11 protein-coding genes are annotated in these 12,851 nt (G+C 65.2%); 1 reads left to right on the forward strand and 10 read right to left on the reverse strand.

Features of this window, described 5'->3' with window-relative positions; all coding sequences use genetic code 11:
* The first annotated feature begins 93 nt into the window (after positions 1–93).
* Positions 94–3,315 carry an MMPL/RND family transporter gene (locus K3U96_RS05155; RefSeq protein ID WP_220692285.1) on the forward strand — a complete coding sequence of 1,074 codons (3,222 nt, stop codon included), beginning with the start codon at positions 94–96 and terminating at the stop codon, positions 3,313–3,315.
* A gap of 10 nt (positions 3,316–3,325) precedes the next feature.
* Here the strand turns inward: K3U96_RS05155 and K3U96_RS05160 are convergent, their stop codons facing one another.
* The 10 genes from K3U96_RS05160 to K3U96_RS05205 form a co-directional block, all read right to left on the reverse strand.
* The gene (locus K3U96_RS05160) at positions 3,326–4,126 is read right to left on the reverse strand and encodes an ATP-grasp fold amidoligase family protein (RefSeq protein ID WP_230982370.1); all 801 of its coding nucleotides are present in this window, start codon (positions 4,124–4,126) and stop codon (positions 3,326–3,328) included.
* Positions 4,127–4,247: 121 nt separating this feature from the next.
* The gene (locus tag K3U96_RS05165) at positions 4,248–5,189 is read right to left on the reverse strand and encodes a methionyl-tRNA formyltransferase (RefSeq protein ID WP_220693398.1); all 942 of its coding nucleotides are present in this window, start codon (positions 5,187–5,189) and stop codon (positions 4,248–4,250) included.
* A 176-nt stretch (positions 5,190–5,365) separates the two neighbouring features.
* Positions 5,366–6,241 carry an FkbM family methyltransferase gene (locus K3U96_RS05170; RefSeq protein ID WP_220692287.1) on the reverse strand — a complete coding sequence of 292 codons (876 nt, stop codon included), beginning with the start codon at positions 6,239–6,241 and terminating at the stop codon, positions 5,366–5,368.
* 47 nt (positions 6,242–6,288) lie between these two features.
* On the reverse strand, positions 6,289–7,302 hold the full coding sequence (locus K3U96_RS05175) for a glycosyltransferase (protein ID WP_220692288.1): 1,014 nt from the start codon (positions 7,300–7,302) through the stop codon (positions 6,289–6,291).
* Positions 7,303–7,343: 41 nt separating this feature from the next.
* Positions 7,344–8,171, reverse strand: coding sequence for a glycosyltransferase family 2 protein (locus K3U96_RS05180; RefSeq protein WP_230982371.1), 828 nt, complete (start codon positions 8,169–8,171; stop codon positions 7,344–7,346).
* Positions 8,172–8,226: 55 nt separating this feature from the next.
* Positions 8,227–9,024 carry an ABC transporter permease gene (locus tag K3U96_RS05185; protein ID WP_220692290.1) on the reverse strand — a complete coding sequence of 266 codons (798 nt, stop codon included), beginning with the start codon at positions 9,022–9,024 and terminating at the stop codon, positions 8,227–8,229.
* Complete coding sequence (locus tag K3U96_RS05190) at positions 9,021–9,764, reverse strand: ABC transporter permease (RefSeq protein ID WP_069403480.1); 744 nt, start codon at positions 9,762–9,764, stop codon at positions 9,021–9,023. Before K3U96_RS05190 ends, K3U96_RS05185 begins: the two co-directional genes overlap by 4 nt.
* Complete coding sequence (locus K3U96_RS05195) at positions 9,761–10,696, reverse strand: efflux ABC transporter ATPase subunit, DrrA-related (protein ID WP_220692291.1); 936 nt, start codon at positions 10,694–10,696, stop codon at positions 9,761–9,763. Before K3U96_RS05195 ends, K3U96_RS05190 begins: the two co-directional genes overlap by 4 nt.
* A 43-nt stretch (positions 10,697–10,739) precedes the next feature.
* Entirely contained in the window at positions 10,740–12,101 is a 1,362-nt protein-coding gene (locus K3U96_RS05200) for a UDP-glucose dehydrogenase family protein (protein ID WP_220692292.1), read from the reverse strand.
* Between the two features lie 209 nt (positions 12,102–12,310).
* On the reverse strand, positions 12,311–12,790 hold the full coding sequence (locus K3U96_RS05205) for a hypothetical protein (RefSeq protein ID WP_069405471.1): 480 nt from the start codon (positions 12,788–12,790) through the stop codon (positions 12,311–12,313).
* Positions 12,791–12,851: the final 61 nt, after the last annotated feature.

Here is a 12,851-nt window from a genome sequence, read left to right on the forward strand (position 1 = left end):
AATGCTTACACCGGATTCCGACATTTACGTAGTTCGATCTGAGCAAACTCGGTGATTCCTCGTCTGCGCGGGTACCGGTGTACCGTATTTGGGGTGTTGAGGCGCGCCTTATCCACCGGTGCGTTCGAGGGCGCGGGCTTTCCGGCACTGGGTCGTCTGGTGGTCCGTCATCCGATCTTGGTGATCGTAGCGTGGCTTCTACTTGCGCTCACACTCTTCCTATCGCTGCCGCCGCTGACCGAGGTGGCAGAACGCAAGCCGCCGGGATTCCTTCCGGACGATTCCTCGGTACTCATCGCCAGCCGTGAGATGAGCGAGGCCTTCAACGAAGGCGGCGAGGGCGGATCTGGCAGCTCCGGCAACGTCGGCGTCATCGTTCTCGTCGACGACAACGGGCTCACTCCTGAAGACGAGACCGTCTACCGCACCCTGGTGGAACGCCTCAACGCCATACCCGAGAGCGTGTCCTCGACGCAGGACTTCGTCACCATCCCTGAGTTGCGGCAGGTGATGACCAGCGAGAGCAAGAAGGCCTGGCAGCTGCCGATCAGCATGGAAGGCACGATGGGGACCGGCCCCGGGCAGCGGGCCTACAAGAACGTCGTCAAGGTCGTCGAGGAAACGACGGCGGGCACCTCGCTGAAGGCCAACGTCATCGGGCCGGCGGCCACGGTCGCCGATCTCAACAGGGTCGGTGTGCGAGACCAGCATGTGATCGAAACCGCCACCGTCCTCATCGTCTTCACGATCTTGATCGTGGTGTACCGCAACATCGTCGCGATGCTGTTGCCGTTGCTGATGATCGGCGTCGCGCTGGTGGTGTCCCAACAGACCGTGGCCGGCCTCGGTGAGGCGGATCTGTTGGGGCTGGGCCCGCAGACGTTCATGTTCATGACGGCGATGATCATGGGGGCGGGCGTCGACTACGCGGTGTTCTACTTCACCCGCTATCACGAGTGCCTACGGCACGGGATGACTTCAGATGACGCGGTGATCGAGGCCATGTCGTCGATCGGGAAGGTGATCGCGGGCTCGGCGGCGACCACCGCGCTCGCGTTCTTCGGCCTGAGCTTCACCCAACTCGGTGTCTTCTCCACGGTCGGCGCGGCCCTGTCGATCACGGTTGGGATCGGCTTCCTGGCCTCGATGACACTGCTGCCCGCGATGGTTGTGCTCGCCGGGCGGCGCGGCTTGGTCAAACCGCGTAAAGACCTCACCGGACGGTTGTGGCGGCGCTCGGGTGTGCACATCGTGCGCAGGCCGGTGGCGCACCTGCTCGTCAGCCTGCTCATTCTGGGCACGCTGGCCAGCGCTGTCGGGCTGATCAGGTACAACTACGACGAGCGTAAGAACCTGCCGCCGGAGGCGCAGAGCAACAAGGCCTACGAAATCATGGACGAGCACTTCGACGTCAGCAGCACCGTCCAGCAGTTCATCCTCGTCCAGGCCCCCCATCAGGATCTGCGCAGCCCCAAGGCGCTGGCCGATATGGAGGAGATGGCCGACCGGGTCGCCGACCTGCCCGATATCGCCGTCGTGCGTGGCATCACCCGGCCCACCGGAGAAGTGCTCGAACAGGCCAAGGCCACCTACCAGGCCGGTGAAGTCGGCTCCAAGCTGGGCGACGCCTCCAAGCTCATCTCCGACAACGACTCCAACCTCAACCTGCTCAGCGGAGGCGCCGACAAGCTCGCCGACACCCTCGACCAGCTCCGCGACGGCGTACTCAACGGGCTCATCACCGTGCGGCCCTTGACGAACGTCCTCATCGACATGCAGGAAAAGTACGGTGGTGAAACCACTCTCGAGGAGATCGACAAGACCGCCGACCTCGTCGCGAACATGAACTCGCTCGGAGATGCTATGGGCGACAGCCTGATGGAGATCTCCGAGATGTACAGCTGGGCGGCGCCGATCGTCAACGCCCTCAACACCAGCCCGGTGTGCAACCTCGATCCGGCGTGTGTTGAGTCGCGGTCCTACCTCCAGCGCGTCACCACGTTCCAGAACGACGGCACGGCGGAGAAGGTCGCCAATCTCGGTCGCGTGCTCAAAGAGACCAAGGCGACCCAGACCCTCGACGAGACCGTGCGGGATCTGGGCACCACGATGAAAACCGCAGTGGACGCGGCCCGCCAGGCCGGCTTGGACGAGCCGAACGCGATTCGCGAGCAACTCAAGAAGGCCGAGCAAGGGGCGAACCTGCTCGCCGATTCCAGCAGGCAGCTCGCCGAAGGCGTCCAACTGCTCGTTGACCAGACCAAGAACTTGGGCGGCGGCCTTGATCAGGCTTCGGCATTCCTGCGGGCGATGAAGCAGGATGCGAACGAACCGCCGATGTCGGGCTTCTACGTCCCGCCGCAGATCCTCACGCAGGACGAGTTCAAGAAGGCAGCCGATGTCTTCATCTCACCGGACGGCCACACGGCGCGGTATTTGGTGCAGACCGCGCTCAACCCGTTCGGCAGCGAATCGATGGACCAGGTGAAGTCCATCATCGAGACCGCCGAAGGCGCGCGCCCCAACACCACGCTCGAGGACGCGAAGATCTCGATGGTGGGGTTCTCCGCGGTGCAGAACGACATGCGCAACTACTACAACGGCGATCTGCGGTTCATCATCTTCTTCACGTTGATCATCGTGTTCGTGGTGCTCGTGGCGCTGCTGCGTTCCATCGTGGCACCGATCTATCTGGTCGGGTCGGTCATCCTGTCGTATCTGTCCGCGCTCGGCATCGGGGTGGTGTTCTTCCAGTTCATCCTCGGCCAGGAACTCGCCTGGAGTGTCTCGGGGATGGCGTTCCTGGTGCTCGTGGCGGTCGGCGCCGATTACAACCTGTTGCTGATCTCCCGGATCCGCGACGAGGCGCGCCACGGTATCCGGTCAGGTGTGATCAAGACGGTCGGCGCCACCGGCGGCGTCATCACATCGGCCGGGCTGATCTTCGCCGCGTCGATGTTCGGCCTGACCTTCAGCAGTATCGCCGGCGTGGTCCAGATGGGCTTCGTGATCGGTATCGGCCTGCTGCTGGACACCTTCATCGTGCGCACCATCACCGTGCCGGCGATGGCGGTGCTGCTAGGTGACAAGAACTGGTGGCCGGGCAAGCTGACTTTCCATCGGAAGCAACCTGCGCAACATCCCCCGCAGCATTTTGATGACGACTTTCCCACGGACGAACTGGATTTGGCGGGAGCATCGGCGCCGACGGCCCGCATCGGCAGCGCCGTGAAGGCGCGCAGGGATGCGGCTGTGCGTCCGCGGCGATCACCGCGCTCACCCGCGCGGCCGGCGCCGTCGGGCGTGACCTACTGACGTCGGTGTATCAGGGCTGTCCGCGCTGGACCTGCTCCAGCGTGGGTAGCCGCCAGTGCCTGCCCTGCTCGTGGTCGAATTGCCGTGGCCGATAACGCAGTAAACCCCCGCCGGGGTAGGGCGTGTACTCCCCGAACCAGACAGTCCCGTCGACCGCGTAGAGATCGATCCTGATGAAATCCCAGCCCGAGCCCAGGGCGCTGGCGATCTCCAGCATGGTCGGCAATTCGGGCGGCCGCGGCTCGTCGGCTACCGGGCGGATTCGCCAGCGCACCGGTAGCCGGTTCCAGTCGGCGTCGACGAAGGTGGCGGTCTGATGGCCGAACCGGCCACTGTTGACCTGAATCAGCTCCACCCGGCCGTCGAACACGAAGAATTTGTAATCGGGTGGCGGGGCGCCGTCCGGGGTCGGGATGCGTTCCTCGAGCAGCAGCAGGGGCCGGGCCGCGCCGTAGCCCCACTCACCCAGCTCCAGCGGCGTCCGCTTCCACCAATCCTTGGTCTGCTCCAGCAGATCGGCGAGACCAGTCGCCGGGTCCGGCCCGAACAACGCGTGACCGCTGCTGTGGTTGGGCTTGAGCACCCACGGCGGGAGGGCGGCCAGGTCCGGGGCATCGCGCAGGTCGGTGCCGGACCAGTAGGTCTGCGGGATCCGCATCAAGTCACCGGGATACGCCGCGCGCGCCATCTCCTTCATGCGCAACTTGTCGCAGGCGGCGATGATCCGCTCTCGCCGGTCGAACAGGATGCGCCAGTTGACTTTCTCGTTGAAAGTGCTCGGCTGCCTGAAGTTTCCCGGCCGGTGAATCATTGTCAGGTGAAAAGCCTGTCGCAGCAACGGTAGTGGGAGCTTGCTGATCATCCGCCGGTGCGCTGCAAGAAAGGCCGCCGGGGGAGTCCTGTTCATCAACAGCGGCATCGAAAACCCCTGTCTACGAGGCCTGGTCGGTGAGGTAACCGCCGCGGCGGAAGAACTCGTCGGCGCGGTGTTCGACGCCATCGGCAGCGCGCACCCGGGTGATCACCAGGCCGCGGTTCGTCCCGCGATACGCCGCAGGCCCGCACACCACCGCGCCGCCGCCCTCCTGCACGATCACCCGCCCCGGCGTTCCGCCATAACGGATTTGGGACACCCTCGCCTCGAGGACCTCGATGCGCTCGCCCCGGTAGTAGGCGTACGGGCGGGGATAGGGATCCGACAACGCGCGCACGAAGCGCTCCAGATCTTCGGCGGGCCAGTTCCAGTCGATCAAACTGTCACGCTCGGAACGTTTGTGGAAGTACGTGCGCTCAGCCTTGTTCTGCGGGCGCCACACCGCGGTCCCGGACTCCAGCGCGGTCAGCGCTTCGGCCAACGCGCCCGGAATCAGGTCGATTCCGCGTTCCACCAACTCGGTACCGGTGTCGTGGGGGCCGATGGGGAGCGAGTGCTGGACCAGGATGTCGCCGGTGTCCAGCTGCTCGTCCATCCGGTGAATGGTCAGCCCGATGGACGATTCGCCGCTGATCAACGACCAGATGACCGGGGAGAAGCCGGTACCTTTCGGCAGCAGCGAATCATGCAGGTTCAGCGTGCCGTGCGGCGGCAGGTCGTACAGCTCCGGGGGCATCCAGGTGTACCAGCTGTTGACGACGATGACGTCGGGTTCGGCCCGCTTCACCAGGTCGATGGTGTCGTTGTCGACCCGCTCGGTGAGGTGCACCGGGATGCCGAGGCTGTGCGCGAGGTCCTCGACCGAATCCGAGAAGATCCCCTTGTAGGAGTCGTCGCTAGCCGGGTGGGTGACCGCGAGCGCGACGTCGTGGTTCAGATCGATCAGCGCTTGCAGGGTCTTGACTCCCCACGTCTGGAAGCCGAACGACACGATGCGCATGACGAACCTCACTGGATCTCTGCTGGCGGTGAGGGCGATCCCCCGAACGCTACGGCAAGTCAACTTACCTTAGCCTAAGCTAAGCTACACGGTGACCCCGGGAAATCGCCTCTGACAGCCCCGGTGAGGCCTGCCGGCTCAGGCGTCAAACACGGTGTGCGGTGGGCACGTTTCATTCACTGCCGGGTCAAATACAGGTCACACCGTTTCGTCGGCGGCGCATCCAGCCTGCGCAATTCGCTGTCACGCCACCGCAGGTACCACCGATTGCTGTACTCGTTCTCGACTATCCAGGCGCTGAACCCGGCCGCACTCAAGCGGCCAAACACCCGGCCCATCATCTCCACGTCATCCTCTGGATTCGCCTCGACGATCAGGTCCATGTCATCGGGGTAGGTGTCGAGGTTGTCGAGGATGTCGCCAAGGATGGCCGGCTCGGCCCCTTCGACGTCCATCTTGATGAGCCGCGCCCGCGCCATCTCGTCGTCGGTGAGGATGTCGCCTAACCGCTGGGCGGGCACGGTGGCGACCCGCTTACCGTGCCGTGAAGCGAGCGTCGTTGTGGCACCGATGTTGCGCGGACCAAACCCGTATAAATCGATCGACCCGGGTCGGTCCGAGACCGCCATGTTGACCGGGCGGACACGACCCGACAGCACCGGATTGTGCGCCAGGTTGCGCTGCAACCGCTCGAAGATGGCGGGGAACGCCTCTACCGCAACGACAGCGCCTTCCGAACCCACTCGGGTAGCCGCCAGCAGCGAGTCGTACCCGACGTTCGCCCCGACGTCGACAAACACCGCACCTGGTCGCAGATTGCGTTCGATCAGGCGCGTGATGCCCGGTTCCCACACCTGGAACAACATGATCGTCCGCTGCACCGAATCGGCGGGATCACACGTCATCTTCGCGCCGAAATAGGTTTCGCAGTCCTGCTCGGACGCCCACCGTCGCAGCGCCATCGAGTACCAGTCCAACAACCCACCGCCGAGCGGGCCCAACCGGGCTGCGGCTCGAACGATTCTCTGGTGCCGACGGCGGGATTCGACCATCTTCTCCACCATAGTCAGCCCGGGGCTGCCATGGCACTCCGTTGTGCTCAGCCGCGAAAAACGGTGCCGACCCTTGCTGCTGCGTCGCGCCAGTCGCCAAGGCGGGCCGCCGTCCAGGCACGCACCTCGGCGTGGTCGATGGTGGCCGCGGCGTCGCGTGCGTGAGCAAGGCCCGCCTCCAGGCCGTCGGGTCCGTCCTGGATCGGGAATACGCGCTGGGCGCCTGCGAGGTCGGCGAGGTGGTGAACCGAAGGGCCCACCACCGGGCAGCCCATCGTGAGGGCCAGCGGCGCGGTGCCCGAGGTGAAGAACTCCCGGTGCGCGGTGACGGCGACATCGGCTGCCCCGAAGTACAGCGGAACGTCGTCGTGCGGAATCTTTCGCGCGTGCACCACAATTCGTGGGTCGTCTTGGGCCAGTGCGAGTTCGGCGGCGACGTCGCCCTCGCGGATGCCCGCGATGACGAGCCGGTCACGATCGCCGGCGATGGTTCGGAACGCCTGAATGATCGAACCGATGCCCTTGTAGGGGCGGATGCGGCCGAACGCCAGACAGACGAAACCGTCATCTGGCAGGCCGAGGCGTGCTCTGGCCATGGCACGGGGCGCGGGCGGCGGATAGGTGTCCATGAAATGTGGATGAGGCATGACCGTGGTCGGGCCGGTGTAGCCGAACGTCTCGGCCAGGTCGGTGCGCGCGCCGGCGAAGTGCACGAATACGTGGTCGACGACGGCGAGCATGTCGCGACGGGCACGGTGGCCCAGATCGGGGTGCGGGTCGTCGTGGGGAACCAGGTTGTGGGCGGTCCAGGCGATGCGGACACCGCGGCGCTTGAGCGCGCGCAGTTGCATACCGACCAGCGCAGCGTGCGCGCTGTAGAGCCAGCGCGTCCTGTGGGTGTGCGCCTCGCCGGGCCAGTGAAGGTGCAGCCAATCCCCGCCGCGCAACCGGGCCGCGCATACGGCAAGCGTGTACGAAGCGCTGGCGTCGATGCCTTCCTCCCGCAGCGCCGCAATCAACTGGGGCAGATAAGGATTGGAGAACCAGCGTGGCCATGCCACGACACGTACGGCGCCGGACTTCCGAAGCGACAAGGCCTCGGCTAGCCGTCTGTCAACCAACGCACGAATCCATGCTTACGCAACAGGTAACGCAGCGACTTGGCCTGTTGCCACTTACGCTTTCGGCCCCGGACATCGATGTAGTGATGAACGACTTCGATGCTGGGATCGAATTGGCGTTTGACGCCCCGCTTCTCCAGCCGTATCGCCAGATCCTGTGCCCCGTGGTTGCGCAGCAGCGGGTCATAGCCACCGACCGCCTTGAACACATCGGAGCGGATGAGCATATTGCCCTCGTGAAGCCAGTATGCCGGGGCCGGTTTCGGTGATTCGAGTACGTCTGGCCAGTATTTCGCCCCGGGCGCGGCCAGGCGCTGCACCGCGCGGGCAAGCCTTGGCTTGTCCCTCACCCTGTCCAGTAGCGGAGGCAGGGCCAGGAGGTGGCTCTTGAGCGAGAAGACCGGACCGTAGTTGTAGGGTTCCTGGCTGCCGTCTTTCCGGCTCACCAGACCGCCGATCGCACCGACTCCCCGGTCGGCGTAGCGGGCGGCGAGTTCCCTGGCGACCGACGCGGTTTGCGGTGTCTCCAGGTCCATGTCGGCGTCGATGAAGTGGATGAGCTCGTCGTCACTGACATGGTCGATGATCTGGTTGCGGTTGGCGGTGCAGCCCTGGTTCTGAGCGCTTCTCACCAACGTCACGTCACCGCCGAAGGCCGTTACCACCTCGACGCTGTCGTCGGTGGAACCGTCGTCGAGCACGAACACCCGGTCATAGCCCTGCTCCAGGGTCTGGGGCAGCAACGTGCGAAGGTGGTTTCCCATGTTGTAGTTGGGGATCGCCGCGACTACCGGTAACTGTCTAGGCATCGTGGTTGCCATTCCTCGCTTTCGAGCTTGTCTTACCAACTGCTCTGTCAGAGCGTCAAATTGCGGTTTCAGCCGCGGTGCGGTAGTTCCGGATGGCCAGCGGCACGAACACCGCCGCGAAGCCGAAAACCCATGCCAGTGTCAGCATCAGCGGCTCGACCGCCGGGCGTCCCTCGCTCAGCGCGCGCATCGACTCGATGGCCGGTGACATCGGTTGGTATTGGATCAACGGCTGCAGCCAGGATGGAAACACCTCGACCGGAGCGATCCCGGAGCTGCCGAACACCAACCCGATCGAGGCGGTGCCCACCCAGGTCATCATGGCGTTGCCGTCAGGACCCACCTTGAGCGCCAGCGTGATCACGACGGTGGCGACCACGAGGATCACCAGCACCGGCACGAACAGGTACGCGATGAACGCGAGCACGTTGCCGTGGAACCGGAACCCCATCCCCACCCCGATCGCCGTGACCAACGCGGTACTGATCAGGGTTCGCGCGCCTTCGGCGAGCAGCCTGCCGATCAGCGCGCTCACCCGTTCGACCGGAAACGCCCACAGGCGGCTGAGAAGTCCGACCGCCCGTTCAGCGGGGATGGCAAAACCCAGACCGAGCGCGCCCAACATCCCGCCGGCCAAGGCGCACATCGGCACCAACCCGTTGAGGTTGTTCGTGCCGGTGAGCTTTGTCATGGACTCCGATACCAGCATGTGGTAGACGACCAGCAAAAGGGTTGGGAAGGCCAGGCTTTGGAGCGGTACCAGAGGCTCGCTGCGCCAGCGCCTGATGTACCAGCCGGCGAACACCAAGCTCTCCGCAAGCCATCCGGAGCGCGACGACACGTCTGCGGTCATTCCCTACGCCTCTGCATCCGCAGCGCGATCGCACCGAAGACGACCAGAAGACCGATGCACCACGCCAGGCTGGCTGCCAGGTTGCTGCCCACGACCTGGCCGCTGGTGAACCCGCGCAGCGTGTCGGTGACGACCGAGACGGGCTGGTGGCGCACGAACGGTTCCAGCCAGTCGGGGAAGGCCTCGACCGGCGCCATACCCGTGGACAACAGCACCAGAAGCAGTTGCGGCACCAGAAGCAGGTGGCTGGCCGCGTTCATGCGCCAGCCCAGCGATCCCGTCGCGTCCGCGACGAGCGAGAGCGCCAGGGTCAACAACAACGCGACGACGACGAACGCCGTCCCGTTCAGGAATCCACCGGTCATCCGGAAGCCGAACAGGTAGCCCACCGCTATCGCGGCGACGAGCGCAAGCGCGCCCCGCAGAAGGCAATAGAGCATGCGGGCCAGCAACGGAACCACGGCGGTGATCGGCAGCGTGCGCAGCCGGGTGCCGAAGCCGGGCCGTTGATCTTTGGCTGCCCGCTCTGCGGTCGTCATCGCGCCGAGAAGCATCGCCTGGACGACGACCGCGGGCAACACGTACTGCGGATAGCTCATGCCACCCGTGTCGATCACGTTCTGCAGCACCACCACGAACCCGAGGAACGTGCCCACCGGGGCCAGGATCGCAAAGAACAGATCGCGGTCGCGCAGCGTGCTCAGCACGACGCGCTCGGTCAACGCGGTCAGCGCGGTCATACGCTGACGGTCCCCGGGGTGAGGTGGAGGAACACCTCGTCGAGTGAGGGCTTGCGCAGTGTTATGTCGTGCAGTTCGACGCCTAGCTGATCGACCCTGCGCAGTACCTCGATCAGCGTCGCGACCCCGTCGGAAGCCGGTACCGACACGGTGTTCGAATCGTAAGCGGCTTCTGCGCCCTCGATATCGGCCAGCACGCCGAAGATGCGGGACAGGTCAGCCGGATTAGCCGGCGTCACTTCGCAATAGCTCAGACCCACCCGGCGTTTGAGGTCCTCGGAGGTACCGCTGGCGATGATCTCACCGGCGTCGAGGATGACGATCGAGTCGCTGAGAATGTCGGCCTCTTCGAGATACTGCGTGGTGAGCAGGACGGTGATCTGTTGAGCGGAGAGTTCGGACACCAACCCCCAGACGTCGCGGCGACTGCGCGGGTCCAGCCCCGTCGTCGGCTCGTCGAGAAACAGCACCTTCGGCGGATCCACCAGCGCCGCGGCGATGTCGATGCGTCGACGCATCCCGCCCGAATACGTCGTCACGCGCCGATCGGCGGCATGCTGCATCTGAAACTGCTCGATCAGTTCATCGGCGCGCATCCGTGCCGTGCGGCGGCGCATGCCCCGCAGCCGACCGAACAGCACCAGGTTCTCCCGACCCGTGAGCGATCCGTCCAGCGCGACATCCTGCCCGGTGAGCCCGATGCTCGCGCGGACCTTCCTGGCCTGGCGTACCACGTCGTAACCGGCCACCACCGCCTGCCCGGATGTGGGTCGCAGCAAGGTGGACAGGAGCTTGACGACCGTCGTCTTACCCGCGCCGTTGTGGCCCAGCAACGCACAAACCGTCCCGGTCGGAACCGAGAAGCTGACGTTGTTGAGCGCGGTCACCGTGCCGCCGAACGTCTTTGAGACGCCGTTGAGTTCTATCGCCATGAGTCAACCTCCAAAGCGCCGCGATCCAGCCAGGAACCGAGGTTCATGACGACCGGTCAGCACTGTCGCCACCGCGCGCGCCGGCGGGCTTGGTCTCGCCCCGGCCCAGCGCGTACACGTGCCAGCCCACGCTCGACCAGTAATCGCGGTCGATCGCGTTTCGGGTGTCGAGCAGACGCGGCACCCTGACGATCGACCGGAACGCCACGGGATCGATGTTGCAATACTCATCCCATTCGGTCGCCAGCACGATGAGATCGACGTTGCGGCATGCGTCTTCGACGCTTTCGCAGTATGTGAGCGTGGGAAACATCGCCTTGGCGTTCACAATCGCCCGCGGGTCGTGCACCCGCACCCCGGCGCCCCTGAGATGCATTGCCGCAGCGACGTTCAACGCCGGAGAATCGCGGACGTCATCGCTGTTCGGCTTGAACGCGGCGCCCAGGACAGCGATGTTCTTACCGAGAAAGTCCCCGTCAAGCAGCGCGCTGGCCACCGATACGGCCTTCTCGCGGCGCCGGATGTTGATCTTGTCGACCTCGTGCAGGAACCTCAGCGAGTCCGAGGCGCCGAGCTCGCCCGCCCGCGCGCTGAACGCCCGGATGTCTTTGGGTAGGCAACCGCCGCCGAATCCGAGGCCGGCGTTGAGGAACCGCCTGCCGATCCGGTCGTCGTAACCCAGGGCGCGGCCCAGCGTCACAACGTCGGCGTTGACCATCTCGCAGACCTCCGCCATCGCGTTGATGAACGAGATCTTGGTGGCCAGGAAGGAGTTGGCGGCCACCTTGACCATCTCGGCGGTCGGCAGATCCGTCGTCAGGTGCGGGGTGCCCTGCTCGATGAGGTTGCCGTACACCTCAAGCAGCACCTTCTCGGCGTATTCAGAGGTGACGCCGAAGACCAGCCGGTCGGGGTGCAGCGTGTCCTCGATCGCCTTGCCCTCGCGGAGGAACTCCGGATTCCACGCCAGCTCGAGCAGCGCCTGTGACGGTGACCCGGCCACCTCGGCGGCCAGCCGCTGCGCCGTACCCACCGGCACCGTCGACTTGCCGACGATCAGGCCCTGGCAGTCGGCGTTGGCGGCGACGGTCCGCACGGCGCTGTCGACGTACTGCACGTCGGCCGCGTTGGAGCCGGGTAGCTGCGGTGTGCCGACGCAGACGAAGTGCACGGCGGCTCCGCTGACCGCCTCGGCCGGGTCGTGGGTGAACCGCAACCGGCCGGTGCCGAGGGCCGCGGCGAGCAATTCCTCGAACCCGGGTTCGTAAAACGGCGAGCTACCGTCGGAAAGCAGCGATATTTTCGCTGCGTCGGTGTCGTATGCGCAGACGTCATGGCCGATATGCGCCATACATGCGGCATGAACCGCACCCAGGTAACCGGTACCGATAACGCTTATCCGCATTCGACTGAATTCCGCCTCTCGCAAGGCCGCTCCGCTAACAATTCGTGTTCGTACCGGTCAGCATAATGGCCTGTGACTGGCCGTAAGCGCGAATAGGTAGCGAACAGATCACGGTAGCCGGCGTTGCGCACCGGACAGTTCTGATCCATGAGGATTCTCGACCACAACCGGTCTACAAGCAAACCGGCCGTCTGGTGTCGGATACGGGATCAGAACGGCAGCTTGGGCGGCCCGAGCTTCGGCAGGCCGATCTTCGGCGCCGGCAGTTGCACCTTGGGCGCCTGCAACTTCGGCAGCCCGACCGCCGGTGCCGGCGGCATCTGGATGTCCGGCAGCGGGAACGCGATCGGGATGCCGATGTCCGGCACCACGTCGGGCATCCCGACCCCGAACGACACCGGCACCGAAACGTCGGCGATCTTGGGCACGTCCACCTTGGAGAAGTCGGGCGGTGGCAGCTGCTTGGCGGCGTTGATGACCTCGCACCACGGCCCCTTGCAGTCGGGCTTGGCGGGCTCTTCGCGCCGCTCGTCCGGTGGCGGGTTCTCGCTTGCGGCAACGGCGCCGGGTTGGCCCGGCGGTGCCGGCGCAACTGGATCGGCGGCGGCTACCGCGTTGCCGAGGAACAAGGCCGCAAGACCCGCTGCGCTCGAAACAGCCGCGCACGTGGCTATGTGCTTGATGGTCACTGATTCACTCCCGCCGTAGACGCGTTAATCATATGTCCGGAACTCCGAATTGTCGTTGTCT

Source organism: Mycolicibacterium holsaticum DSM 44478 = JCM 12374, from assembly GCF_019645835.1.
Classification (GTDB): Bacteria; Actinomycetota; Actinomycetes; order Mycobacteriales; family Mycobacteriaceae; genus Mycobacterium; species Mycobacterium holsaticum.

Excerpts from the sequence above, each read along its gene's own strand:
- K3U96_RS05170 (WP_220692287.1), bottom strand. The coding sequence starts at position 6,241 with ATGGTCGAATCCCGCCGTCGGCACCAGAGAATCGTTCGAGCCGCAGCC.
- K3U96_RS05185 (WP_220692290.1), bottom strand. The coding sequence starts at position 9,024 with ATGACCGCAGACGTGTCGTCGCGCTCCGGATGGCTTGCGGAGAGCTTG.
- K3U96_RS05200 (WP_220692292.1), bottom strand. The coding sequence starts at position 12,101 with ATGCGGATAAGCGTTATCGGTACCGGTTACCTGGGTGCGGTTCATGCC.
- K3U96_RS05180 (WP_230982371.1), bottom strand. The coding sequence starts at position 8,171 with ATGCCTAGACAGTTACCGGTAGTCGCGGCGATCCCCAACTACAACATG.
- K3U96_RS05195 (WP_220692291.1), bottom strand. The coding sequence starts at position 10,696 with ATGGCGATAGAACTCAACGGCGTCTCAAAGACGTTCGGCGGCACGGTG.
- K3U96_RS05165 (WP_220693398.1), bottom strand. The coding sequence starts at position 5,189 with ATGCGCATCGTGTCGTTCGGCTTCCAGACGTGGGGAGTCAAGACCCTG.
- K3U96_RS05190 (WP_069403480.1), bottom strand. The coding sequence starts at position 9,764 with ATGACCGCGCTGACCGCGTTGACCGAGCGCGTCGTGCTGAGCACGCTG.
- K3U96_RS05160 (WP_230982370.1), bottom strand. The coding sequence starts at position 4,126 with ATGATTCACCGGCCGGGAAACTTCAGGCAGCCGAGCACTTTCAACGAG.